The following is a 23,135-nucleotide window of genomic DNA, read 5'->3' as shown; positions in this document are numbered from 1 at the left end:
TCGCAATCCGCGTGAGTGGAGAGCTCTGCGCAAGCGGTGAAATGGATTCCGGGCTCCGCGCTGCGCGTCGTCCCGGAATGACGGGCGGAGAGGGTCTATCTTTCGTCATTTCGGGGCGCGCGAAGCGCGAGCCCGGAATCCATTCATCCGCGAGCTCAGGCCGTAATCTCCGGATAAAGATCGATCCAATCGGGATTCTTCTCCTCGATGAGCCGAATCTTCCAGTCCCTTCGCCACTTCTTCAGTTCTTTCTCCCGCGCGATGGCTGTCGTCGGGTCGTCGTAGATTTCGAACCAGACCAGTCTGTCCACCGTGTATCGCTTCGTAAAGCCGGGGACGGTCTTGGTCTTGTGCTCATAGATGCGGCGAATGATGTCGTTGGTCACGCCCAGGTACAGCGTGCCGTATTTCTTGCTGGCGAGCAGGTAGACGTAATAGGCCATGAGCGAGCCGTGAAATGGATTCCGGGCTCGCGCTTCGCGCGCCCCGGAATGACGGCTGAGCGTATTGCCGGCCCGTGCGCAAAATCAAGACGACTGAAACAAAAACCCCGGCATTGCTGCCGGGGTTTTGCGTTTCGTGGATCGCTCTGAAGCGAGGACTGCTCAGAAGTCCATGCCGCCCATGCCGCCGCCCGGAGGCATTGCGGGGCCGGCGCCGCCCTTCTTGGGCAGCTCGGCGACCATCGCCTCGGTGGTGATCAAGAGTGCCGCCACGGAGGCTGCGTTCTGGATCGCGGCGCGCACGACCTTGGTCGGGTCGATGATGCCCTTCTTGACGAGGTCGGCATATTCGCCGGTCTGCGAGTCGAAGCCGTAAGCGTAGGTCTTGTTCTCGAGGATCTTGCCGACGATGACCGAACCGTCTTCACCAGCGTTGATCGCGATCTGGCGGGCCGGAGCCGACAGCGCCTTGCGCACGATCTCGACGCCGGTCTTCTGGTCGTCGTTCTTGGTGCGGATGCCCTTGAGCTGCTCGGAAGCACGGAGCAGGGCGACGCCGCCGCCCGGAACGATGCCTTCTTCCACAGCCGCGCGGGTCGCGTGCATCGCGTCATCAACGCGATCCTTGCGCTCCTTCACCTCGATCTCGGTCGCGCCGCCGACGCGGATCACCGCGACGCCGCCCGCAAGCTTGGCCAGACGCTCCTGCAGCTTCTCACGGTCGTAGTCCGAGGTGGTCTCCTCGATCTGCGCCTTGATCTGCGCCACGCGCGCCTCGATGTCGGCCTTCTTGCCGGCGCCGTTGACGATCGTGGTGTTCTCCTTGTCGATCATCACCTTCTTGGCGCGACCGAGCATCTGCAGCGTGACGTTCTCGAGCTTGATGCCGAGATCTTCCGAGATCGCCTGGCCGCCGGTCAGGATCGCGATGTCCTGCAGCATGGCCTTGCGGCGATCGCCGAAGCCCGGAGCCTTGACGGCTGCGACCTTCAGGCCGCCACGGAGGCGGTTGACGACCAGGGTGGCGAGGGCTTCGCCTTCGACGTCTTCAGCGACGATGACGAGCGGCTTGCCGGTCTGCACCACGGCCTCGAGCAGCGGCAGCAGCTCGTTCAGCGAGGAGAGCTTCTTCTCGTTGATGAGGATGTAGGCGTCGTCCATCTCAACGCGCATCTTGTCGGCGTTGGTGACGAAATAGGGCGAGATGTAGCCACGGTCGAACTGCATGCCCTCGACGACGTCGAGCTCGGTCTCCAGCGACTTGGCTTCCTCGACCGTGATCACGCCCTCATTGCCGACCTTCTTCATGGCGTCGGAGAGGAACTTGCCGATCTCGGCGTCGCCGTTGGCGGAGATGGTGCCGACCTGGGCGATCTCGTCGTTGGAGGTGACCTTCTTGGAGTTCTTCTGCAGGTCCGCAACCACAGCCTCGACCGCGAGGTCGATGCCGCGCTTCAGGTCCATCGGGTTCATGCCGGCGGCGACCGACTTGGCGCCTTCCTTCACGATCGCCTGGGCCAGCACGGTGGCGGTGGTGGTGCCGTCGCCGGCCGCGTCAGCGGACTTGGAGGCGACTTCGCGCACCATCTGGGCGCCCATGTTCTCGAACTTGTCGTCGAGCTCGATCTCCTTGGCGACGGTGACGCCGTCCTTGGTGATGCGGGGAGCGCCGAACGACTTGTCGAGCACCACGTTGCGGCCCTTCGGACCGAGGGTGACCTTCACCGCGTTGGCGAGGATGTCGACGCCGCGCAGCATCTTGTCGCGCGCTTCGACGGAGAATTTGACTTCTTTAGCTGCCATGTGAGTTTTTTCCTTGAGGGATTTATCCTGGGAGGGAGGGCCTTAGGCCGCCTTCTTCTTGGAAGCGGGGACGTCGAGGACGCCCATGATGTCGCTTTCCTTCATGATCAACAGCTCCTGGCCGTCGATCTTGACCTCGGTGCCAGACCACTTGCCGAACAGGACGCGATCGCCAACCTTGAGGTCGATCGGGATCAGCTTGCCGGCCTCGTCGCGGCCACCCGGGCCGACGGCGACGACTTCGCCCTGGGAGGGCTTTTCCTTGGCAGTGTCTGGAATGATGATGCCGCCAGCGGTCTTCTCTTCGGCGTCGATGCGCTTGACCACGACGCGGTCGTGAAGCGGACGGAAACTCATGCAGTCCTCCTAAGCTATTCTGGATGCTGTAGAATTCTGGAGCGTTAGCAGTCTGTCTTGGCGAGTGCCAAACCAGCCGCGATGGAGATAGGCCAGACTTTGTGTGGGAGCAAGGGTTTGTAGCAGAAAAATTGGCACTCGAAATCGCCGCCTGCCAGTATCGTTTATCATCATTAACCTGGGCAGCGAGCGACGGCGAGACCTGCATTAGCAGATGCGCTAAGTTGCTGCTAATGCACGATTTTTCAACAGCCACCTAAACATTTGGGCTTGTGATGAGTTGGCCCTATGCGTCACAATTCCCTCATGTGAGCGCATCTCCGCGGGGGTGGCTCGGCTAGCAGGCCATCCCGTGAATGCGCTCCTTCGAAAAAACGGAGGTTGGCATATGGTCTCGCGGGTTGGTGGGGTTGCTTCCGACGATTTCCGGAAGCAGATGCTGGGTTATGGGCTGACGACGGCACAGATCCTCTACCGAATGCCGGACCATCCTTCACTGCTGCAGACCTACGTCTGGCAGAATTACGACCTCTTCCCGAAATTCCCTGCGCTGCAGGATTTCCTCGCCTTCTGGCAGGAGCAGCTCGAGGGACCGCTGCACTCGGTGACCGTTGCGCATTCCAAGCTGATCAAGCCGGCGGAGCTGCGCGCCGTCGACGGCGTCTTCCGCTTGCACTGAGACGAGACGACTGCCGGGCGGAACGGTGGTAACGTTCCCTGGACGCGTCCGCGTGGCGGACGCCTGCAACAGGGAGGCAGGCCATGGCTAAGAAGGTGACATCAAGACCCGCGGCCAAGACGGCGGTCCGGAAGAAATGGACGGGCCACAAGACCGCCGCCAAATCCACTGCCCGCAAGGCGATCAAGTCCAAGGGCCGCGTATCCAAGGCGGCACATAAGGCGCAGCCGAAGCAACGCATTGCGGTGAGCCATTATCGCGAAGAAGACTTCAAGGCCGACGGGCTGCGCGCTTATGCGCAATATCGCGATCTCGGCTTTGCCGACGCCACGCACGGGCTTGCGCAGGCGCATGTGATCCGGCTGGTCGGGCCGTGCAATCCGGAAGAGGTCTCGAAACTGCATTATCACGACGTCCAGTTCCAGATGGTCTATGTGCTCAAGGGCTGGGTGAAGACCTACATGGAAGGGCAGGGCGAGACGTTGATGCAGCAGGGCAGCGCCTGGACCCAGCCGCCGAAGATCAAGCACATGATCCTCGATTATTCTGACGACGTCGAACTGCTCGAGATCATCCTGCCCGCCGAGTTCAAGACGGTAGAGTTGACGACATAACCACCGCCGTCATTCCGGGGCGCGCGTAGCGCGAACCCGGAATTCATTCCTCCGCTTGTGCCCGCGGCCCGATGGATTCCGGGTTCGATGCTTCGCATCGCCCCGGAATGACGGAGCGGCTACGTCAACAGCCCCACGATCGCGCCCATCAGGCAGGTTGTCAGCGTGCCCGATACGATCGACTTCAGCCCGAGCGAATTGATCTCCTCGCGCCGCGTCGGCGCCATCGTGTTGAGGCCGCCGATCATGATGCCGAGGCTGGCGAAATTGGCGAAGCCGCACATCGCATAGAGCATGATCAGGCGCGAGCGCGCATCCAGCGCGTCGGTGGGAAGCTTCGACAGATCGACATAGGCGATCAATTCGTTCAGCACGGTCTTGGTCCCCATCAGGCTGCCCGCAGTGATGGCTTGCGACCACGGCAGGCCCATCAGCCAGCACACCGGGGCCATGATATAGCCGAGCAGACGCTGCAGAGAAATCTTGGCGCCGCCGATGTCCGGCAGGATCCCGAGCATCGCGTTGACGAGATAGACCAGCGCCACCAGCACGAGTAGCATCGCGACGATGTTGAGCAACAGTTCAAGCCCGGCCGCGGTGCCCTTGACGATGGCATCCATCGTCGAGGACGCGTGCACCTCGGGATCGCTGCGATCGTCGAGCGCGCCGCCGGTGCGCCCGCCTGATGTCTCCGGCACCATGATCAGGCTCACCAGGATCGCCGCCGGCGCCCCTAGCACCGAGGCAATGACGAAATGCGCCGCCGCATCGGGGATCAGCGGCGCCAGCAGGGTGGCGTAGAGCACCAGCACGGTGCCGGCGATTCCGGCCATGCCGCCCGTCATCACCAGGAACAGTTCGGCGCGGGTGAGCTGCGTCAGATAGGGCCGGATGAACAGCGGCGCTTCCACCATGCCGAGGAAGATGTTGGCGGCGGTGGAGAGCCCGACCGCGCCGCCGACGCCGAGCGTCCGTTCGAGCAGCCAGGCCATGCCGCGCACGATCGGCGGCAGCACGCGCCAGTAGAACAGCAGGGTGGTCAGCACGCTCATGACCAGCACGATCGGCAGCGCCTGGAAGGCGAGGATGAAATCAGCGCCCGGCGCCTTGAGGTCGAACGGCAGCGGCGCGCCGCCGACATAGCCGAACACGAAGGAGGTGCCGGCACGCGAGGCGGCGGCGATGACGCCGACGGCCTCGTTGATGGCGCCGAAAGCCGATGCCACCAGCGGCACCTTGATCAGCGCCAGCGCAGTGACCAGCGTCACGATGAGGCCGACGATCGCCTGCCGGATCGACACCGCGCCGCGCTTCTCGCTGAAAGCCCAGGCGATCAAAAGCAGCGCCACCACGCCGAACGCCGATTGCAGTTGTAACATTCACGGATCTCCCGAACGATTATGGCAGCACGATCTGCAAGTGCAATGCCGCTCCGTTCAGGTGCGGTGAACTTCGTCTTGTGGATGTGGTTTCTGTGGACGCTGCTTCCGCCACCGTCATTGCGAGGAGCAAAGCGACGAAGCAATCCACTGTATCCGCAGGCGGAGAGATGGATTGCTTCGCTGAGCCTGTCATCGGGCGCGCATTCGCGCGACCCGTTGGCTCGCAATGACGGTGAGTGGGGTGTCTAACCCCGTCCCACAAACGGCATCTTGCTTGCCATCACCGTCATGAACAGCACGTTGGCGTCGAGCGGCAGGTTCGCCATATAGGCCACCGCATCGCCGACAGCCTTCGCGTCCATCCGCGGCTCCGGCATCTTGCGGCCGTCGGGCTGCAGCACGCCGTCGACCATGCGGTCGGTCATTGGGGTTGCGGCATTGCCGATGTCGATCTGGCCGACCGCGATGTCGTACATGCGGCCGTCGAGATTGGACGCCTTGGTCAGGCCGGTGATCGCGTGCTTGGTCGCGGTGTAGGCGGCGGAGAACGGCCGCGGCGCGTGTGCCGAGATCGAGCCGTTGTTGATGATGCGCCCGCCGCGCGGGGTCTGGTCCTTCATGATGCGGAAGGCGTGCTGGGTGCACAGGAACGGGCCGGTGAGGTTGGTGTTCACCACCGCCTGCCACTGCGCCAGCGGCAAATCCTCGAAATTCACCGGCGGCGCGCCCATGCCGGCATTGTTGAAGAGCAGATCGAGCCGGCCATAGCTGTCTGTCACCTTGGCGAACAGGGCCGCGATCGAGGCGGGATCGGTCATGTCGGCCGGCACGCACAGGCTCTTGCTGGCATCGCCGCCGAGCTTTTGCGTCTCCTGCAGCATGTCCAGCCGCCGCCCGACCAGCACCACGGTGAAGCCGGCATTGATCAGCGCCAGCGATGCGGCGCGTCCGACGCCGGTGCCGGCGCCTGTGACCACAGCTATTCTCTTTCCTGCTTCGGCCATCGTTTTCCTTCCTTATTGTTTCTTGGATTCGGTTTCGGTCTTGTACGGCGGTCTCGGGATGTTCTGATGCGCCGCGCGGAGCGCCGCCGACCAGCGCGAGCGGAGATCGTGGAAATAGGGTTCGCCCGCCTCGATCCGATGATTGAGGTCGGCCTCGCAGGCATCGTTGCGCACCACAAGTACGTCGATCGGCAGGCCGACGCCGAGGTTGGAACGCATCGTCGAATCCATCGAGATCAGCCCGGTCTTCAACGCCTCGTAGAGCTCGACATCGTAGTGCATGGCGCGGTCAAGCACCGGCTTGCCGTATTTGTGCTCGCCGATCTGCAAATACGGCGTATCGGTGGTGCATTCGATGAAGTTGCCGGCGGTATAGATCATGAACAGCCGCATCCGCGAGCCCTTGATCTGGCCGCCGAACAGGAACGAGACGTCGAAAGAGACGTCTTCCGACCTCAGCGCCTCGCCTTCGGTTGCGTGCACTGCGCGGATGGCGCGGCCGATGCGCTGCGCGGCCTGGAACATGGTCGGCGCGTTCAGGAGCGTCTCGACCTCGCCGGTTTCAGGATCTTCCATGCCTTCGGTCAGCGTCGACAGCACTGACTGGCTGATGGCGAGATTGCCGGCGCTCGCGACCGCCATGATCCGCTCGCCGGGCTGGGCGAAGATGTGCAATTTGCGAAAGGTCGAGACATTGTCGAGACCGGCATTGGTGCGGGTGTCGGCGATCATGACGAGCCCGTCGCGCACCAGGATTCCGCAGCAATAGGTCATTTCCGTCCCCGAAGTCCGAACGTCTCGGTGGCAGACTAGTAGCCAATTTCGGGATGTGATCCAACCCCAATTCCCCAGGGAACGGCGTTGCCTCCGCGATGGAGGCTGCGCTCCTCTCCCGCTTGCGGGAGAGGGCCGGGGTGAGGGTGTCTCCACGATGGGACTTTCCGTGGGGAGAGAACCCTCACCCGCCGCGCTTCGCGCGTCGACCTCTCCCGCAAGCGGGAGAGGTGAAGCAACCGGCCGCTAGCCTTCCACAAAATCGAGCAGCGCCGCGTTGAACAGCACGGGGTCCTGCAGGAACGCGAAGTGGCTGACATTGGGGAGGATGAGCAGGCCGGCGCCCGGAATGGTCGCGGCCATGTATTCGGTGTGCTCGCGCTTGATGCCCTCGTCGTATTGGCCGTCCGCGATTAGCACGGGGGCGCGGATCGCGCGCAACTGATCGTCGGTCCAGTTCGGCTGGGTCTCCCACATCTTCTCGATCTGGTGCAGGAACTGGTCGAATTCCCTAGGTGTCGGCGAGAGGCGCTCATACTCGGTCTTTGCGCGCGCGATGAACTGCGCAAAGGTCGGGTCCTTGTCGACGTCAGGCTTCAGGCCTGACGTCTGGGTGTTGGCGCCGAACGCAAACACCCGACTGACCCGATCGGGACGGCGCATCGCCATGTCCAATCCGATGATGGCGCCGTCGCTCCAGCCGACGATCGCGGCGCGCGGAATCTGCAGATGATCGAGCAGCGCGACGACATCATCGGTCATCAGGTCATATCCGAACGGCTGCGCGTTGCGCGTGCTGCGGCCATGGCCGCGGCTGTCGACGAGGATGACGCGATGCCGGCGCGCGACCTCCGGCACCTGCAGACTGAAATAATCGGAGTTGGAAAGCCCGCCATGGAGAAAGACCACCGGGCTTCCTTCGCCGAGTTCGACGTAATAGAGGCTGATGCCGTTCACCTGCGCTCGCGCGCTGCGCCCCGCCACCGGCGGCGGAGTCGCAGGCAGGCTTTTCCACCGCTCGGCAGCGGCGGCGCGGTTAAGCGCCGCCAGGCTGGCGAAAGCGGCGACGATGAAGTGACGTCGATTCAGATTCATGATCGATGCGCGCTCCTGACGCCCTGCAGCCAGATGGTGATGACAGATATGTGTTTGGCGTAGCCTATCACCATCATGTCTGTCCGGCATCCTGCGCCGAGCGTGCCAGGAGCAGTTTGCCGACCGCGACATACTGTCGTTGCTGCACAGCGGCGTGCTGGGCGGCGACGTGCATGTCGCGCAGGCGCCGCTGCAGTGGCGACGTCTCATAGACCGCGCTGCTTCCGGCAAGTGCGAAACACGCGTCGACGATCCGGACGCAGGTGGCGGCGATCCAGGTCGCGGCCTGCGTGCTCTCGACGACGAGGCTTTCGTCGTTCAGCGTTCCAGCCAAGGCGTGGTGCCAAAGGCTTGCGATCTGCGTCTCGCAAACGGCCCGCGCTGCATTGACGTCAGCGGAAATGCGGCCAAGTTCGAGCTGGAATATCTCGGAGTTGCGCATCGGCGTGGTTGCCCGGAACTGCTGCCGTCCCGTATGGGCCAGCGCCACCAATTCGTCGACGGCGCCTTCGGCAATGCCGACGGAGTTCGCACCGTGAAACATCGGCACCAATTGCGGCACCGCCGGATAGAGCGGGCCCGGTACGCAGGGCGTGCCGTTTGCGACATCGAAGAAGTTGGCCTCGGGAACCAGTGCATCGCGCAGTACAATGTGATGGCTGCCGGTTCCCCTGAGACCGGCCGCATGCCAGGTATCTTCGATTTCCCAGTTTTGCGCCGGCAATGCAAAGCCGCGAACCACCGGCTGCCCTTGCGGACCGGGGAGCGGTTTGCCGTCGTCGTCGGTGATGATGCAGAACCCCGCCATCCAATCGGCATGCTTGCAGCCGCTCGCGAATGGCCATCGGCCGCTCACCCGGAAGCCGCCCGCCGTCGGCTCCGCTTTTCCGCCCGGCTGCGCGGATCCGCAGATGGGTACGTCAGGTCCATTCCGATAGATGCGCTCGTAGGTTTCACGTACTGCCCAGGTCGCGAAAAGGCTGCCCCCGGTAGCCACCATCGCGGTCCATCCGATCGAACCGTCAAGCCGGGCCAGAGCCCTGATGACCTCCAACCCTTCCGGCAAGGCAAGTTCCAATCCGCGATAGCTTCTCGGCACGAACATCCTGAAGATACCGATCGATTTCAGCCGATCGATCAGGTCGGGCGGGACGCAGCGTGCGGCTTCGATCTCGGCGGCGCGAGCGGTGATCTCGGGAGCCAATTTCCGGATGCCGGCGAGCACCGTTTTGTTGCTGTCCGGCGCCGTCAGGGTGCGAAGGTCACGAAATTGGTCTTGATGGAGCATCTGTCTCGATCTCTCTTGCGGCAAAGGTGTCGCACGAGAGAATGGAGACGCGGCGCTACCGCATGGTTTCAGCGAGATCGCGCTCGATTACGGTTGTAACGTGATGCCGCCGTTTCACGAGGGAAGCCCGGATGTCGCCGCGACAGCCGGCCGGGGCGAGACCGCCGAGACGGCGCGGGCGGGCTTGCGCTTGCCGAGCCAGAGATAGATGCCGCTCGCGAGCACGACGATGGTTGCGAGATCGAGCAGCGCCCAGATGATCTTGAGCGGCAGGCCGCCGTAATCGCCGAAATGCAGCGGGCGCGACACCTGCAGCGTCCGCAGGTACCACGGCAATCCCTTTGCGGTGACGAGTTGCGCGGTCTCGGCATCGATGAGCACCGGCGTGAACAGGCGCGAGGTGATCGGCGTCGTCCCCTTGGTCCAGACGATGAAGTGGCGCGGCGTGCCGAACCGCGCTTCGGTTGGCAGCACGAGGCTGACGGGCGTGTTGTCGCCGAGCGCATGGCGCGCCGTGGCAACGACGTCATCGATGGAGGCGAATTTCGAAAGCGGCGGCTTGCCGAGATGCGGCGCGATCAATTCCGGCATCACCTGGGCGCGCCAGGCGTTGAACAGCGGCAGCGATATGGTGTTGATGACGCCGGTGAGGCCGACGGCGAACGCCCACACCAGCGTCACCGCGCCGATCAGATTGTGCAGGTCGAGCCATTTGATCCGCCGCGCGCGGGCGCGTCGCACCGCGCCGAAATCGAGCCGGCGCATGAATGGCGCGTAGAGCATGAGGCCGGAGACGACGGCGGTCACGAACAACAAGCCCATGACGCCGAGGAACAACTCGCCCGGCAGTCCCATCAGCATGTCGCGGTGGAAGATGCGGATGGTACGCATCAGCCCGCCTTGCTGCGCGTCTTCCGCGAGGATCTCGGCGGTCCGCGAGTCGAAGGACAGCTTCAAGAAGCGCTGTCCCGGCGGCGGCACCGGCGTCTCCGACATGAAGACGTTGACGACATTGGCGTGGTCGTCATCCCAGTTTAGGATTTGGACGTAGCGTTCCGGATGGCGCGCCTTTGCCGCGTCAATCAACCTGATCAGCGAGGCCTCCTGAGTGTTGGGTGGAAGCTCTCGCGCGGCAATTTCCGGCTCGAAAAGATCGTCGATCTCGTCGTGAAAGATCAGCGGCAGCCCGGTGATGCACAGCATCAGCATAAACAGCGTGCAGATGAGGCTGGTCCATTTATGGACCAGCGACCACCATTTCACGGACTGCGCGGTCATCCCGTCACCATCGGTAGGTCATTGTTGCCAACACCGTGCGGCCGACCGCCCAGCGACAGCCGCCGGCCGTGCATGCCGAGACGTAGCTGTTGTCGAACACGTTATTGATGTTCACCGCCGCGCTCAATCCCTTCCACTCCTTGAACCGCATCCCGAAATCATAGGACAGGGCCGCGTCAAAGGTCGTGCTGGCGGGAATGATGTTGGCCAGCGCGGGGCTGTTTGCGACGATAGTCGGCACCGTGAGATTGTTGGCGTTGGTCGTGTACATCTCGCTCATGTAGCGGACACCGCCGCCGAAGCCGAAGCCGACCGCCGGACCATTCTGCACCACGTAGTTGGCCCAGAGCGAGGCCGTGTGCATCGGCGTATTGGCGAGCACCTTGCCGTAATTGACGTCCAGCGGCGCGGTGATCCGGTTGTCGAGGTAGGAGTATTGCCCGCGCAGGCTCAGGCCGGGCAGGGGGCTTCCGACCACCGATCCCTCGAAACCGCGCGAGGTGACCTCGCCGACCTGGGCGGTCGAGTTGGGCGGGATGCCGGGACCGGCAATGGCGCTCACCACGTTCTCCTGCTTCAGGTCGTAGACCGCGGCGGTGAATATCAGGTTGTAGCCCACCGGCTGATACTTGACGCCGGCCTCGATCTGCTCGCCGATGGTCGGCTTGTAGGGCTGACCGTTGAGCAGCGAGCCCACGGTGGTTGGCTGGAACGAGGTCGCATAGCTGACGTAAGGAGCAATCCCGACGTCAAAATTGTAGATCGCGCCGATACGGCCGCTCGACTTCTCATCATTGTTGAGGACGCGCGTGCCGAGATTGAGCGTATTGCCTTCGGCCCAGTCGTAGCGGATCCCGCCGAGCACGGTCAGCTTCCCGAGCTTCGCCTCGTCCTGCACATAGACCCCGCGCTGCTCCAGGTGCTGATCCAGGTTCTGGAACACCGTGGTCGGGACCGCGATGTTCTGGGTGTAGTTCGGCGTCAGGATGTTGAGCGTGTTGGTGGGCGCGAAGCGCGCCAGGTTGTTGAAGTCGAAGCGCTGATAGTCGAAGCCGCCGAGCACGGTGTGCTGCAGCGGGCCCATGTTGAACTTGGCCTGAAGCTGGTTGTCGGCCGCGAAGGTGTTGAGGTTTTCGTTGGTCGAGAAATAGCTTCGCGTGATGGTGCGGCCGTCGGCCAGGCGAAGGGTGGGGCCGGCGCCCGTTGTCGTGAACGCACCGGGCTGCACCTCGATATAATTGAGCTCGTTGTGCAGATAGCGCACGTTCTGCCGCACCGTGAAGATGTCGTCGAAACGGTGCTCGAATTCGTAGCCGATAGTCGCCTGCTTGTATTTCAGGCTCTCATAGTTGAAGTCGCCGGCGAAGAAATTCCGGGGAATCTGCCCGTAGGTGCCCGGCACCAGCGTGCCCTGGATCGGCAGCAGCGCAAAGGCGCCGCCCTTCGGGTCCTGCCGATAGCTCGTGAGGAAGGTGATGGTGGTGTCGATATCCGGCCGCCAGGTCCAGGCCGGCGCGATCGCGTATTTCTCCTCGCCGATATTGTCGACCTGGGTGTTGGCGCTAAGCCCGATGCCGGTGACGCGGTAGAGCAGGGTCTTGTCCTTGTCCACGGGGCCACCGACGTCGAACGCGCCCTGGATGCGGTCGAACGTGCCCGTCTGCAACTGGATCTCGCCGAACGGATTATCGGTCGGGCGCTTGCTGACGAGATTAAGAATGCCGCCGGGCGAAGCTGCGCCGTAAAGGATCGACGCCGGGCCGGTGATGAGCTCGGCGCGCTCGAGCAGATACGGGTCGACGCGCGGCGTACCGAACGGCCCGCCCTGCAGGCGCAAACCGTCCAGATATTGCTCGACGTCGAAGCCGCGCGCCTTGATCGGCTGGGCGCGGAAGTCGGTATCGTTGCTGAAATAGACGCCGGGCGCATAGCGCAGGAGATCGCGGATGGTCTGCGCCTGGCGCACATCCATCTCGCTGCGGGTGATGACGGCGACCGAGCCCGGCGTCGACATGATCGGCGCGTCGGTCTTGGTGGCGCCGGAGGCGCGGCTTGCGACGAAGCCGTTGGTGCCGGCGTTGACGCGCTGGGCCGTCGAAACCAGCGCGGGCGTCGCCTGCTGCTGTTGTGCCCCCGCGTGGTCGGCTCGTTGATTCGGCCGCTGGTTAGGATCGCGCCGCGACGCGGTGTTGCGCCGGACTTGGGTTGGACGCTGCGCGCGCTGCGCAGGCGCGTCGATGTTGACGGGCGGTAGCGCCGATGCGCCCGATTGCCCCGCGCTCTGCGCCTCCGCCGGCGAGCCGGCGATCAGCAAGCCGCCTAACGCCAGTATGCTTGCGGTACACTTGAAAGTCGTGAGTTGTGAAAAAGAGATAGTACGGCGCGCAACGCCGCGCGTATTGCAATACATATGTCAGTGCCCCATCCGGCGAACGCCGTGGGTGGAGTTGATGTTCTGACCTCACGCGACGATCGCAGCCGTACGCGTGTTATGTGTCAACGCAGCGCGCGTCGAGTTGTCGCGTTTTTGAATCGCTCGAAATTTGCGGCAGAACAATTTTTCGAAGACTTCTAATATGTCGGCTAACTGATCGACGACGCTGTTGAATCCTTCGAATGCAGGCTCGCGCGCTAGAAGACGAGCCGTGATGCAACCGCGCTCAATTGGCGCTCGCTGTTGCGCATGGAACACGGCGGCGCCGTGCGCGCAGGTATTACGATGCTTGCGTCCACGATTCTTGTCGGGAATGACCAGCAAGAATTGCGGGAATTCTTGGTCGCGCGAGAGCAGTTCGGTGATGCGCGAATCGATCAAGTCCCGCTTGAGTCTCTCACTGCGACTGCGATTGCCACTGGCCAGGACGGCCGGCCTGCTCGACCTTGACGGCGACGGTGAGCGTCTCGGTGCCGCCGCCATAACGGGTGCCGCGCACCGGGGCGGCGCCGAGATAGTCGAGGCCGACGGCGACGCGGGCGTGGGCATCAGTCGTGCAGATGCCGTTAGCGGCATCGAAACCGATCCAGCCGAGATCAGGCACATAGGCTTCCGCCCAGGCATGGCCGGCGGCCTGGTTGACCGTGCCGTCGGAACGGAAGAAGTGGCCGGAGACGAAGCGGGCCGGCACGCCGCCGGAGCGCGCGCAGGTGATGAAGATGTGCGCGTAGTCCTGGCACACGCCGCGTTTCAGCGCGAACGCCTCCGCCGCCGTGGTGCCGCTGTTGGTTGGGTCCTCGTCGAACGCCATGCCTTCATAGATCTGCACCATCAGCGCGTGCAGGAAGCCGAGCACGTCGCCATCGGCCTCCGAGCGCGACTCGCGGGTGAGGGCCGCCATCGCCGGATTGACCTCGGTCAGCGCGGTCGAGCGCAGGAACAGGCTCGGCGGAAAGCGCTCGTCGGTGCCGCGCAGCACGCCGCCGGTGTCGTGGGTCTCGATCTGCCCCTCGCAATGGATGGTGAGGTCGGCGAGCGGGCCGTGGGTCAGCACATGCGTGACATTGCCGAACGCGTCCTCATGCGCGTCGAGCCTGGAGTCGGTCGAGACGTCGATCTGCCAGTCCGCCACATACTGCCCGTCATGGCTCGTCGGCGTCATCCGGAGGATCTGGATCACGCCGGAAGCCTGGGGCTCGTAGCGATAGGTCGTGGTATGGGCAATTCGCAGGCGCATGGCGTACCAACATCAGGTTGGGATCGTCATGCCCGGGCTTGTCCCGGGCATCCACGTCCTCGTCATTTGGCCGGCATAGCAAGACGTGGATGGCCGGGACAAGCCCGGCCATGACGGGCGTGTGGTCGCGGGCATCTTAGCCCATCAAATCAGATATTGCTTGGTGATGATCTCACCCAGGCGTGAATTGTCTGCGATGAACTCCTGGATGAATTCATGCACGCCGTGCTGGAAGATATCGTCCATATGGCTGTGCTCAAGCCGGTTGCGGATGCCGCGGGCGTGGCGCTGGGCGGCGCCCTGGCGGCCATAGGCGACGCCGATCTGGTCGAGGTTGCGCACCAGATTGCCGTAGCAGCTTGCGAGCGACCGCGGCAGCGTGTCGTTGAGGATCAGGAGGTCCGCGATCAGCCAGGGCTTGAGAGTCTCGCGGTAGACCCAGTGATAGGCCGTCAGTGCCGACACCGAGCGCAGGATCGAGGTCCACTGGTAATAGTCGAGCGGGCCGCCGATATGCTCCTCCTCGGGCAGCAGCACGTGGTATTTGACGTCGAGGATGCGCGCGGTGTTATCGGCGCGCTCCAGATGGACGCCCAGCCGCGAGAACCAGTAGGCGTCGTTGCGCAGCATGGTCCGATAAGCGGAGCCGTCGAAACGCAACGACGTCTCCTGCACGAAGCGCAGGAACTTTGCCAGATCCTCTCGATTTCCGGTGCCCTTCGACCAGACCGCCTGCAATTCGATCCAGGCGGCATTGATGGTGTCCCACATCTCGCTGGTCAGCGCTGTCCGCACCGAGCGCGCATTGAGCCGGGCCGCCTCGATGCAGTTCCTGATCGAGGAAGGATTGTCCGGTGCGAACGACAGATATTCGACGACGTTGGCCTCGTTGGCTTCCTGATAATGGCCGTAAAAGCTCTCGCCGACGCCGGCTGTCAGTAGCGCCGAGTCCCATTCGTTGGTCTTGCCGATATAGGCCGCCGGCAGCGCCGTGACGCGCAAGGTGGCGTCGATGGTGCGGGCAAGATATTCCGCGCGCTCGACGTAGCGGGCGAGCCAGTACAGGTTCTCGGCGGTGCGCGACAGCATGCGAAAGCTAAACCCTCTACTCGTCCAGTATCCAGGTGTCCTTGGTGCCGCCGCCCTGGCTGGAATTGACCACCAGCGAGCCTTCCTTCAGCGCCACCCGCGTCAGTCCGCCCGGCACGATGGTGACGCGCTCGCTGCCGGTCAGCACGAACGGGCGCAGATCGACGTGGCGCGGCGCCAGTCCCTTTTCGGTGCAGGTCGGGCAGGTCGACAGCGCCAATGTCGGCTGGGCGATGAAGCCTTCGGGCTCGCGCTTGAGCTTGTCGCGGAACGCCTCGATGGTTGCCTTGGTCGCGGCCGGCCCGATCAGCATGCCGTAGCCGCCGGAGCCGTGCACTTCCTTCACCACGAGATCGTCGAGATGGTCGAGCACATAGGCGAGATCCTGCGGCTCGCGGCAGCGCCAGGTCTGCACGTTCTTCAGGATCGGCTCTTCGGAGAGATAGAATCTCACGATGTCGGGCATGTAGGAATAGATCGCCTTGTCGTCGGCGATCCCGGTCCCGACTGCGTTGGCGAGCGTGATATTGCCGGCGGCATAGGCCGACATCAGCCCGGGCACGCCGAGCGCGGAGTCCGGGCGGAAGGTCAGGGGATCGAGGAAATCGTCGTCGACGCGGCGGTAGATCACGTCGACGCGTTTCAGACCCTCGGTCGTGCGCATGAAGACTTCATCGTTCTTGACGATGAGGTCGCGCCCTTCGACCAGCTCGATGCCGAGCTTGTCGGCCAGGAAGGAATGTTCGTAATAGGCGGAATTGTAGATGCCGGGCGTCATCAGCGCGACCGTCGGCTCGGCCGCGGCACCGCGCGGCGCGACGGAGCGCAGCGCCGCCAGCAGCTCGTCCGGATAGCGCTCCACCGGCGCGACGCGGTGGCGGGCGAACAGGTCCGGAAACAGCCGCATCATGATCTCGCGGTTTTCCAGCATGTAGGATACGCCCGAGGGCGTGCGCGCGTTGTCCTCCAATACGATGAAGTTTTCCGGATCGGTCCGGATGATATCGATGCCGGCGATATGCACATAGACGTCGTGCGGCACGTCCTGGCCGTTCATCTCCGGGCGGAAGACGGGGTTCTGGAAGATCATGTCTTCCGGGATGATGTTGGCGCGCAGGATGTCGCGGCCGTGATAGATGTCGCGCAGGAACATGTTGAGCGCGAGCACGCGCTGCTTCAGCCCTTTTTCCAGCAGCGCCCATTCCCTGGCCGACAGGATGCGGGGGATCACGTCGAAGGGGATCAGCCGCTCCTGGGCTGCGGCGTCGCCATAGACCGCAAAGGTAATGCCGATCCGGCGGAACAGGAGCTCCGCCTCCTGGCGGCGATATTCCAGCGCATCCGGGGGCGTCTCCGACAACCAGCGGGAGAGCTCCTGGTAGGCTTGGCGGATTTCGGTGCCGCCCTGGCCGTTCATCTCATCGAATGCAACTGCCATAAATCCTGAACGTCCTCCGAAACCATACGCCACAGTGCATGACTTGGCGGGATGGTAGCAAGGGGCGGGCCAGCAGGATATGCATTGGCTGGCGACATTTGGTATGGGTGTCTCAAGGGGCTGCTCGAAAAACCGGCTGCCACCTGCTTATTTCGGCAGCAACAACCTGCGACTTCAAGGCGCTGCGTCGGCAGGGCCCGGGGGGCGGAAAAGGGTGAGGAAGAGACCATGAGCGAGATCGTCACGGCGGGCCTTCTGGTGATCGGCGACGAGATCCTGTCCGGCCGGACCAAGGACAAGAATATCGGCTTCATTGCCGAATACCTGACCAATATCGGCATCGACCTGAAGGAAGTGCGCGTCGTCGCCGACGACGAGGATGACATTGTCGCAGCCCTGAATGCGCTGCGCCATCGCTATAGCTATGTCTTCACCACCGGCGGCATCGGCCCGACCCACGACGACATCACCGCCGATGCCGTGGCAAAGGCGTTCGGAGTCGGCATCGATCACCATCCGGAGGTGGTGGCGCGCTTCCGCGAGCGCTGGAGCGACCAGGATCTGAACGAGGCGCGGCTGCGGATGGCGCGGATCCCCGACGGGGCCGACCTGATCCAGAGCGCGACCATCCTCGCGCCCGGTTTCAAGCTCGGCAATGTCGTCGTGATGGCGGGCATACCGACCATCATGCAGGCGATGATGGACATCGTCGCGCCGCGACTGAAGTCGGGCGTGCGGATGCTTTCTGATTCGGTCCGCGCCAATGCGCGGGAAGGCGACATCGGCGGACCCTTAAAGGAGATCGCGATCGCCCATCCCGACACCATCATCGGCAGCTATCCATTCATGGACGAAGAGCAGCGTCCCAACACCAATCTGGTCGTCCGCTCCCGCGATCCGGACAAGCTCGCCGCCGCAATGGGGGCGGTGAAGGAGATGCTGGCGAACCTGCAGGTGACGCGTTAAAGCGGCGAGAAGGACTTCTCGGAGAGAAAGATGGCGGATACGAACCTCAGCGCACAGGAACGGGCAGGCAAGGCCTTCCCGGTGTCCTGGGACCAGTTCCACCGGGACTGCCGGGCGCTGACCTGGCGGCTCAATGAGGTCGGGCCATTCCAGGCGGTGATCGCGATCACCCGCGGCGGCCTGGTGCCGGCGGCAATCGTGGCGCGCGAGCTCGGCGTGCGCGTGATCGACACCGTCTGCATCGCGAGCTACGACCACAACAAACAGGGCGACCTTCAGGTCCTGAAAGGCATTTCCGAAGCAACCGCCAAGCTTGGCAATGGCACCGGCAAGGGGCTTCTGATCGTCGACGACCTCGTGGACACCGGCAAGACCGGCAAGATGGTGCGCGAGATGATGCCCGATGCCCATTTCGCCACGGTGTATGCCAAGCCGAAGGGCCGGCCGCTGGTGGACACCTTCATCACCGAGGTGTCGCAGGACACCTGGATCTTCTTCCCCTGGGACACCGCGCTCTCGTTCCAACCTCCGATCCGCGACGGCGCGGCGTAGTCCTTACCTCGCCCCGCTTGCAGGGAGAGGTCGGATCGCATCGAAGATGCGATCCGGGTGAGGGGGAGTCTCCGCGAGTACATTTGCTTTCGTATTCGCGGATTGAGCCCCTCATCCCGACCTTCTCCCCGTAAGAACGGGGAGAAGGAGAAGCAAGATGCCCCTGCAGAACCGCGTCACGCCAACCGGCGAGATCGTCGCCACGCCGCACCGCGGGTTGTTTACCGGCAACCGCGGCATCATCCATGATCCCGCGACCAAAACGCTCCTGAAAAAGCGCTGGTCAAGCCCGGCTTGGCTGACATGCGTGTGCGAATTCCGCGGCCGGCGTCGCAAGGTGATGGGCGGACGAAGCTGGACCGAATTGTTCTTCCTCGATGAAGCCACCGCGTTCGCCGCGGGCCATCGCCCCTGCTTCTTCTGCCGCCGCGACGATGCCAACCGCTTTCGCGCCGCCTGGGAGCAGGGCAACGGCGCGGAAAACATCCACGCGCCCGAGATCGACGCCGTGCTGCATCGCGAGCGCCTCGACCGCGGTCGGAAGCGGCTGCATCCGCTGCCGATGCCGCTCGCGAACCTGCCAGATGGCGCGATGGTGCAGGCGGGCGAGGAGAGCTATCTGGTTGTGAGCGGCGAGCCGCTGCGCTGGTCGTTCGCGGGCTATGAGCGCGGCAACGTCGACATGGATACCGCGCTGCTGCTGACGCCGCCATCAACGGTTCGCGCATTCGCCGCCGGTTATCAGCCAGTCCTGCATCCAAGCGCGACGGCGCTTGGTTGAACCGATGCGGCCGTCTTCCCTTCTCCCCTTGTGGGAGAAGGTGGCGCGAAGCGCCGGATGAGGGGTTCTCTCCGCGAGCGCCGGTGCTCGTGGAGGCAACCCCTCACCCCATCGAGTCTGTTGCCGGCGTCGGAGTAGCCCTCTCCCACAAGGGGCGAGGGCGCATCAACAGGCTTCGTTGGCCAGCCCACATCAGCCGAGCCGCTGCCGCGCCAGCTTCGCGCCTGCGCCGAGCGCCATCAGCTTGGCTTCCGCGATATCGCGCCGCATCGGCGCCATGCCGCAATTGGTCGTCGCGACGATGTTGCTCTTCGGCACGAATTTCGCGACCGCCTCGATCACATTGGCCACGTCTTCGGCGGTCTCGACAACGTCGCTCGCGACATCGATCACGCCGGCTTGGACGATCTTGCCCGGCAATAGCGCGAGCAGCTCGATCGGCACTTTCGAGTTGCGGCATTCGATCGCGACCTGCTGGATCGTGCTCTTGTCGATCACAGGAAAAGTCTCTTCATATTGCCGCCATTCGCTGCCCAGGGTCTCTTTCCAGTCGGTATTGGCCTTGATGCCGTAGCCGTAACAGATGTGCACGGCGGTCTCGCAGGTCAGCCCCTCGGCGGCGCGCTCCAGCGCACTTATGCCCCAGTCGCGGACGTCGTCCATGTAAACATTGAAGGCGGGCTCGTCGAACTGGATCATGTCGACGCCGTCGGCTTGCAGCGCCTTGGCCTCCTCGTTCAGGAGCTCGGCAAAGGCGAAGGCCATCTTGACCCGGTCGCCGTAATATTGGTCGGCGATGGTGTCGATGATGGTCATCGGGCCGGGCAGGGTGAATTTCAGCTTGCGCGTCGTGTGGGTGCGGGCGACACGGGCCTCGGTCGCATGGACACGGCCCTTGAGCTGCAGCGGCGCCACCACCTGCGGCACCATCGCCTTATAGCGGTCCTTGCGGATACCCATCTCGACCTTGTGGGCGAAATCGATGCCCTCGACCTTCTCCAGGAAGCCATGGACGAAATGCTGCCGCGCCTGCTCGCCCTCGGTGACGAGATCGATTCCGGCATCCTCTTGCAGCTTCAGCGCGAGCAGGGTGGCGTCGCGCTTGGCGCGCGCCAGCTCGTCGCCTTGCGACTTCCAGGGCGCCCACAGCGTGTTGGGCTCCGCCAGCCATTCCGGTTTCGGCAAGGAGCCCGCGATCGTGGTCGGAAACAGCATGTCTGGCCTCCCTCGGTTCGGATTGAGCGCCTGTCTGCCATGTCTTATGATCGAGGTACAGAACAACAAGCGTCTTTATGACGCGACCTCTGGGAGAAACCATGATCGACCTGCACTACGCGCCGACGCCGAACGGCTGGAAGACTTCGATCATGCTGGAGGAACTCGGGCTTGCCTATCAGGTCATCCCGGTCAATATCCGCGCCGGCGAGCAGTTTCGCCCGGAATTCCTGGCGATCAGCCCGAACAACCGGATTCCGGCGATCGTCGATCACGCTCCTGCCGACGGCGGCGAGCCGTTCGCTGTGTTCGAGACCGGTGCGATCCTGATCTATCTCGCCGAGAAGACCGGCCGCTTCCTGCCTGCGGATATGCGCGGCCGTTCCAGGGTCATCCAGTGGGTGATGTGGCAGGTGGGCGGGCTCGGTCCGATGCTTGGCCAGCACGGCCATTTCGCGCTCTATGCCGCCGACAAGATCCCCTATGCGATCGAGCGCTACCGCGACGAGGCGGCGCGGCTCTATGGCGTGCTCGACCGCCAACTCGGCAAGACCGGCGCCTATATCGCCGGCGACTACTCCATTGCTGACATCGCCTGCTTCCCCTGGACCATGACCCACAAGGCGCAGGGTTTTACGCTCGACGACTACCCGAACATCAAGCGTTGGTACGCCGAGGTGCGCGCCCGGCCGCAGGTGCAGGCGGGGCTCGCGATCGGCAAGTTCGTCAAGGAACCGTTCGACGAGGAGGCACGCAAGAACATGTTCGGCCAGCGCGCCAGGGAGATGCTGGAGAAGCAGTAACTACCCGTCATTCCGGGGCGCGACGAAGTCGCGAGCCCGGAATCCATTTCGCCGCTGGCGCACGCTGATCAATGGATTCCGGGCCTGCGCCTTGCGGCGCATCCCGGAATGACGAAAATGGACACAAGCGATATCACAACAGGAAACGCCACCATGATCGAATTCTTCTTCGACTGCTCCAGCCCCTGGACCTATCTCGCCTTCCACAACATCCAGCCGTTGGCAAAGGAGTTCGGCGTCGATATCTCCTGGCGGCCGATCCTGGTCGGCGGCATCTTCAACACCGTCAACCCGAGCGTCTACGCCTCGCGCGAAACGCCGGTGCCGCTGAAGGCGCGCTACATGAAGAAGGATCTCTCCGACTGGGCGCGCTCGGCAGGCCTTGCGATCAAGATGCCGCCAAGCGTGTTTCCCGTGAACAGTGTCAAGGCGATGCGCGGCTGCATCTGGCTCGGCAACGACAATATGGTGCCGTTCGCGCGCGCGGTGTTCGAGGCTTATTGGGGCGACGACAAGGACATTTCGCAGGATGCGGTGCTGACCGAGATCTGCAACAAGGTCGGCATCGATCCGGCAAAATTCTTCGCCGGCATCAGCCAGCAGGCGATCAAGGACCAGCTCAAGGCCAACACCGATGAAGTGATGGCGCGCGGCGGCTTCGGCTCGCCGACCATCTTCGTCGACAAGACCGACATGTATTTCGGCAACGACCGCTTGCCGCTGATCCGGGAGGTGCTGGAGCGCAAGAAGGAGCGCGCAGCCTGATGCCGAAAGCCGTTGTCTGCCGCGAGCTCGGCCCGCCCGAGCGCCTGCGGCTGGAAACATTTTCGTCCGCGCCATTGAAGGCAGGCGAGGTGCGCGTCGCGATCCGCGCCGGGGGGATCAATTTTCCCGACGTGCTGATGGCGGCCGGCGAATATCAGCTCAAGCCGCAATTGCCGTTCACGCCGGGGATGGAAGCCGCCGGCGATGTGGTCGAGGTGAATGATGCCGCGGGCGTCAAGGTCGGCGACAAGGTCATCGTCAAGATGCGCCACGGCGCCTTCAGCGACGAGGCGGTGGCCACGCCGTCGCAGCTCACGCGGATGCCGTCGACGTTCGACTATGCGGAAGGCGCGACCTTTCTTGCCGCGCACGGCACGGCCTATCATGCGCTGATCGACCGCGGCCAGCTTCGGCCCGGCGAGGTGCTGCTGGTGCATGGCGCCGGCGGCGGCGTGGGGCTGGCCGCGGTCGAGATCGGAAAGCTGCTCGGCGCCGTCGTGATCGCTGCCGCGTCCAGCGAGGAGAAGCTTGCGATCGCCAAGGCGAGGGGAGCGGACCATCTCGTGCTCTACGATCGCGAGCCGTTTCGCGATGCCGTGAAACGCATCACGGATGGCAACGGCGCCGATGTCGTGTTCGATCCGGTCGGCGGCGAGGTGTTCGAGAACTCGATGCGCTGTATCAACTGGGGCGCGCGGCTGCTCGTCATCGGCTTCACCGGCGGCATCGGGCTTGCCCGCACCAATCTCTTGATGATCAAGGGCGCCAGCGTGCTCGGCATCCGAGCCGGCGAAGCCGTGCGGCGGAATCCGGCGCTGGGCGAGGTGCGCATCAAGGCGCTGACCGAATGGGCGGAAGCCGGCAAGGTGCGCCCGAACATCTCGCATCGTTTGCCGCTGGAGGATGTTGCGAAAGCGATGCGCCTGCTGCTGGAGCGCAAGGCGATCGGCCGCGTGGCGTTGATGATGGGTTAGCCGTCATTGCGAGCGAGATCGTGTAGGGTGGGCAAAGCGAAACGTGCCCACCATCGACACTCCGCTTGGAATGGTGGGCACGCTTCGCTTTGCCCACCCTTCTGTAACGGGCCTTGCTCAGTCAATCCCTTTTTGCGTCATCCGCTCGCCGGGGTCTCGCTTCT

At 63.6% G+C, this 23,135-nt stretch carries 23 protein-coding genes; 8 read left to right on the top strand and 15 right to left on the bottom strand.

Annotated features, from left to right (window positions below):
• Positions 1-155: 155 nt before the first annotated feature.
• The 3 genes from AC5ZG5_RS24570 to groES all read right to left on the bottom strand — a co-directional run bounded on the left by AC5ZG5_RS24570 (position 156) and on the right by groES (position 2,603).
• A complete protein-coding gene (locus tag AC5ZG5_RS24570; RefSeq protein ID WP_456644412.1) occupies positions 156-443 on the bottom strand; it encodes a GIY-YIG nuclease family protein in 288 nt (95 codons plus the stop codon).
• 162 nt (positions 444-605) lie between these two features.
• Entirely contained in the window at positions 606-2,246 is a 1,641-nt protein-coding gene (groL, locus tag AC5ZG5_RS24565; protein ID WP_028166315.1) for a chaperonin GroEL, read from the bottom strand.
• A 42-nt stretch (positions 2,247-2,288) separates the two neighbouring features.
• Complete coding sequence (groES, locus tag AC5ZG5_RS24560) at positions 2,289-2,603, bottom strand: co-chaperone GroES (RefSeq protein WP_028166314.1); 315 nt, start codon at positions 2,601-2,603, stop codon at positions 2,289-2,291.
• Positions 2,604-2,991: 388 nt separating this feature from the next.
• On the opposite strand from groES, the gene AC5ZG5_RS24555 reads away from it, so the two are divergent.
• Together AC5ZG5_RS24555 and AC5ZG5_RS24550 are read left to right on the top strand one after the other, a co-directional pair.
• Entirely contained in the window at positions 2,992-3,282 is a 291-nt protein-coding gene (locus AC5ZG5_RS24555) for an usg protein (RefSeq protein ID WP_028166313.1), read from the top strand.
• Between the two features lie 83 nt (positions 3,283-3,365).
• Positions 3,366-3,896, top strand: a complete 531-nt coding sequence (locus AC5ZG5_RS24550) for a cupin domain-containing protein (protein ID WP_456644411.1) — start codon at positions 3,366-3,368, stop codon at positions 3,894-3,896.
• A gap of 119 nt (positions 3,897-4,015) precedes the next feature.
• Here the strand turns inward: AC5ZG5_RS24550 and AC5ZG5_RS24545 are convergent, their stop codons facing one another.
• The 11 genes from AC5ZG5_RS24545 to AC5ZG5_RS24495 all read right to left on the bottom strand — a co-directional run bounded on the left by AC5ZG5_RS24545 (position 4,016) and on the right by AC5ZG5_RS24495 (position 16,915).
• Positions 4,016-5,275: a NupC/NupG family nucleoside CNT transporter gene (locus tag AC5ZG5_RS24545; protein WP_456644410.1), complete on the bottom strand. Its 1,260-nt coding sequence runs from the start codon at positions 5,273-5,275 to the stop codon at positions 4,016-4,018.
• 248 nt (positions 5,276-5,523) lie between these two features.
• The gene (locus tag AC5ZG5_RS24540) at positions 5,524-6,282 is read right to left on the bottom strand and encodes an SDR family oxidoreductase (protein WP_456644409.1); all 759 of its coding nucleotides are present in this window, start codon (positions 6,280-6,282) and stop codon (positions 5,524-5,526) included.
• Between the two features lie 12 nt (positions 6,283-6,294).
• Positions 6,295-7,056: a proteasome-type protease gene (locus AC5ZG5_RS24535; protein WP_028166309.1), complete on the bottom strand. Its 762-nt coding sequence runs from the start codon at positions 7,054-7,056 to the stop codon at positions 6,295-6,297.
• Between the two features lie 246 nt (positions 7,057-7,302).
• On the bottom strand, positions 7,303-8,151 hold the full coding sequence (locus AC5ZG5_RS24530; RefSeq protein WP_456644408.1) for an alpha/beta fold hydrolase: 849 nt from the start codon (positions 8,149-8,151) through the stop codon (positions 7,303-7,305).
• Positions 8,152-8,224: 73 nt separating this feature from the next.
• A complete protein-coding gene (locus AC5ZG5_RS24525; RefSeq protein WP_456644407.1) occupies positions 8,225-9,439 on the bottom strand; it encodes an acyl-CoA dehydrogenase family protein in 1,215 nt (404 codons plus the stop codon).
• A 114-nt stretch (positions 9,440-9,553) separates the two neighbouring features.
• Positions 9,554-10,717: a PepSY-associated TM helix domain-containing protein gene (locus tag AC5ZG5_RS24520; protein ID WP_456644406.1), complete on the bottom strand. Its 1,164-nt coding sequence runs from the start codon at positions 10,715-10,717 to the stop codon at positions 9,554-9,556.
• Between the two features lie 4 nt (positions 10,718-10,721).
• Entirely contained in the window at positions 10,722-13,031 is a 2,310-nt protein-coding gene (locus tag AC5ZG5_RS24515) for a TonB-dependent siderophore receptor (protein ID WP_456644405.1), read from the bottom strand.
• 147 nt (positions 13,032-13,178) lie between these two features.
• Entirely contained in the window at positions 13,179-13,532 is a 354-nt protein-coding gene (locus AC5ZG5_RS24510) for a hypothetical protein (RefSeq protein WP_456644404.1), read from the bottom strand.
• A 16-nt stretch (positions 13,533-13,548) separates the two neighbouring features.
• Positions 13,549-14,388 (bottom strand): transglutaminase family protein, encoded by an 840-nt coding sequence (locus AC5ZG5_RS24505; protein WP_456644403.1) that lies wholly within the window; start codon positions 14,386-14,388, stop codon positions 13,549-13,551.
• 144 nt (positions 14,389-14,532) lie between these two features.
• Positions 14,533-15,477 (bottom strand): alpha-E domain-containing protein, encoded by a 945-nt coding sequence (locus AC5ZG5_RS24500; protein WP_028166302.1) that lies wholly within the window; start codon positions 15,475-15,477, stop codon positions 14,533-14,535.
• A 16-nt stretch (positions 15,478-15,493) separates the two neighbouring features.
• Positions 15,494-16,915, bottom strand: coding sequence for a circularly permuted type 2 ATP-grasp protein (locus tag AC5ZG5_RS24495; protein WP_456644402.1), 1,422 nt, complete (start codon positions 16,913-16,915; stop codon positions 15,494-15,496).
• Between the two features lie 228 nt (positions 16,916-17,143).
• On the opposite strand from AC5ZG5_RS24495, the gene AC5ZG5_RS24490 reads away from it, so the two are divergent.
• From AC5ZG5_RS24490 to AC5ZG5_RS24480, 3 genes are all read left to right on the top strand, one after another.
• Entirely contained in the window at positions 17,144-17,881 is a 738-nt protein-coding gene (locus tag AC5ZG5_RS24490) for a competence/damage-inducible protein A (protein ID WP_028166300.1), read from the top strand.
• A gap of 30 nt (positions 17,882-17,911) precedes the next feature.
• On the top strand, positions 17,912-18,433 hold the full coding sequence (gene gpt, locus AC5ZG5_RS24485; RefSeq protein ID WP_028166299.1) for a xanthine phosphoribosyltransferase: 522 nt from the start codon (positions 17,912-17,914) through the stop codon (positions 18,431-18,433).
• A gap of 157 nt (positions 18,434-18,590) precedes the next feature.
• Positions 18,591-19,214, top strand: coding sequence for a hypothetical protein (locus AC5ZG5_RS24480; RefSeq protein ID WP_456644401.1), 624 nt, complete (start codon positions 18,591-18,593; stop codon positions 19,212-19,214).
• Between the two features lie 192 nt (positions 19,215-19,406).
• Here the strand turns inward: AC5ZG5_RS24480 and AC5ZG5_RS24475 are convergent, their stop codons facing one another.
• Positions 19,407-20,429, bottom strand: a complete 1,023-nt coding sequence (locus AC5ZG5_RS24475; protein ID WP_130229418.1) for a methionine synthase — start codon at positions 20,427-20,429, stop codon at positions 19,407-19,409.
• A gap of 101 nt (positions 20,430-20,530) precedes the next feature.
• Between AC5ZG5_RS24475 and AC5ZG5_RS24470 the strand changes: the two genes are divergently transcribed.
• From AC5ZG5_RS24470 to AC5ZG5_RS24460, 3 genes are all read left to right on the top strand, one after another.
• Positions 20,531-21,232 carry a glutathione S-transferase N-terminal domain-containing protein gene (locus AC5ZG5_RS24470; RefSeq protein WP_456644400.1) on the top strand — a complete coding sequence of 234 codons (702 nt, stop codon included), beginning with the start codon at positions 20,531-20,533 and terminating at the stop codon, positions 21,230-21,232.
• Between the two features lie 153 nt (positions 21,233-21,385).
• On the top strand, positions 21,386-21,997 hold the full coding sequence (locus tag AC5ZG5_RS24465) for a 2-hydroxychromene-2-carboxylate isomerase (protein WP_456644482.1): 612 nt from the start codon (positions 21,386-21,388) through the stop codon (positions 21,995-21,997).
• Positions 21,997-22,971, top strand: coding sequence for an NADPH:quinone oxidoreductase family protein (locus AC5ZG5_RS24460; RefSeq protein WP_456644399.1), 975 nt, complete (start codon positions 21,997-21,999; stop codon positions 22,969-22,971). The genes AC5ZG5_RS24465 and AC5ZG5_RS24460 overlap by 1 nt, the downstream gene beginning before the upstream one ends.
• The last annotated feature ends 164 nt before the right edge of the window (positions 22,972-23,135 follow it).

Source organism: Bradyrhizobium sp. Ses1, assembly GCF_059512365.1.
This window is presented reverse-complemented; position numbering and strand designations above follow the sequence as displayed.

Excerpts from the sequence above, each read along its gene's own strand:
- AC5ZG5_RS24570 (WP_456644412.1), bottom strand. The coding sequence starts at position 443 with ATGGCCTATTACGTCTACCTGCTCGCCAGCAAGAAATACGGCACGCTG.
- groL (WP_028166315.1), bottom strand. The coding sequence starts at position 2,246 with ATGGCAGCTAAAGAAGTCAAATTCTCCGTCGAAGCGCGCGACAAGATG.
- groES (WP_028166314.1), bottom strand. The coding sequence starts at position 2,603 with ATGAGTTTCCGTCCGCTTCACGACCGCGTCGTGGTCAAGCGCATCGAC.
- AC5ZG5_RS24555 (WP_028166313.1), top strand. The coding sequence starts at position 2,992 with ATGGTCTCGCGGGTTGGTGGGGTTGCTTCCGACGATTTCCGGAAGCAG.
- AC5ZG5_RS24550 (WP_456644411.1), top strand. The coding sequence starts at position 3,366 with ATGGCTAAGAAGGTGACATCAAGACCCGCGGCCAAGACGGCGGTCCGG.
- AC5ZG5_RS24545 (WP_456644410.1), bottom strand. The coding sequence starts at position 5,275 with ATGTTACAACTGCAATCGGCGTTCGGCGTGGTGGCGCTGCTTTTGATC.
- AC5ZG5_RS24540 (WP_456644409.1), bottom strand. The coding sequence starts at position 6,282 with ATGGCCGAAGCAGGAAAGAGAATAGCTGTGGTCACAGGCGCCGGCACC.
- AC5ZG5_RS24535 (WP_028166309.1), bottom strand. The coding sequence starts at position 7,056 with ATGACCTATTGCTGCGGAATCCTGGTGCGCGACGGGCTCGTCATGATC.
- AC5ZG5_RS24530 (WP_456644408.1), bottom strand. The coding sequence starts at position 8,151 with ATGAATCTGAATCGACGTCACTTCATCGTCGCCGCTTTCGCCAGCCTG.
- AC5ZG5_RS24525 (WP_456644407.1), bottom strand. The coding sequence starts at position 9,439 with ATGCTCCATCAAGACCAATTTCGTGACCTTCGCACCCTGACGGCGCCG.
- AC5ZG5_RS24520 (WP_456644406.1), bottom strand. The coding sequence starts at position 10,717 with ATGACCGCGCAGTCCGTGAAATGGTGGTCGCTGGTCCATAAATGGACC.
- AC5ZG5_RS24505 (WP_456644403.1), bottom strand. The coding sequence starts at position 14,388 with ATGCGCCTGCGAATTGCCCATACCACGACCTATCGCTACGAGCCCCAG.
- AC5ZG5_RS24500 (WP_028166302.1), bottom strand. The coding sequence starts at position 15,477 with ATGCTGTCGCGCACCGCCGAGAACCTGTACTGGCTCGCCCGCTACGTC.
- AC5ZG5_RS24495 (WP_456644402.1), bottom strand. The coding sequence starts at position 16,915 with ATGGCAGTTGCATTCGATGAGATGAACGGCCAGGGCGGCACCGAAATC.
- AC5ZG5_RS24490 (WP_028166300.1), top strand. The coding sequence starts at position 17,144 with ATGAGCGAGATCGTCACGGCGGGCCTTCTGGTGATCGGCGACGAGATC.
- gpt (WP_028166299.1), top strand. The coding sequence starts at position 17,912 with ATGGCGGATACGAACCTCAGCGCACAGGAACGGGCAGGCAAGGCCTTC.
- AC5ZG5_RS24480 (WP_456644401.1), top strand. The coding sequence starts at position 18,591 with ATGCCCCTGCAGAACCGCGTCACGCCAACCGGCGAGATCGTCGCCACG.
- AC5ZG5_RS24475 (WP_130229418.1), bottom strand. The coding sequence starts at position 20,429 with ATGCTGTTTCCGACCACGATCGCGGGCTCCTTGCCGAAACCGGAATGG.
- AC5ZG5_RS24470 (WP_456644400.1), top strand. The coding sequence starts at position 20,531 with ATGATCGACCTGCACTACGCGCCGACGCCGAACGGCTGGAAGACTTCG.
- AC5ZG5_RS24465 (WP_456644482.1), top strand. The coding sequence starts at position 21,386 with ATGATCGAATTCTTCTTCGACTGCTCCAGCCCCTGGACCTATCTCGCC.
- AC5ZG5_RS24460 (WP_456644399.1), top strand. The coding sequence starts at position 21,997 with ATGCCGAAAGCCGTTGTCTGCCGCGAGCTCGGCCCGCCCGAGCGCCTG.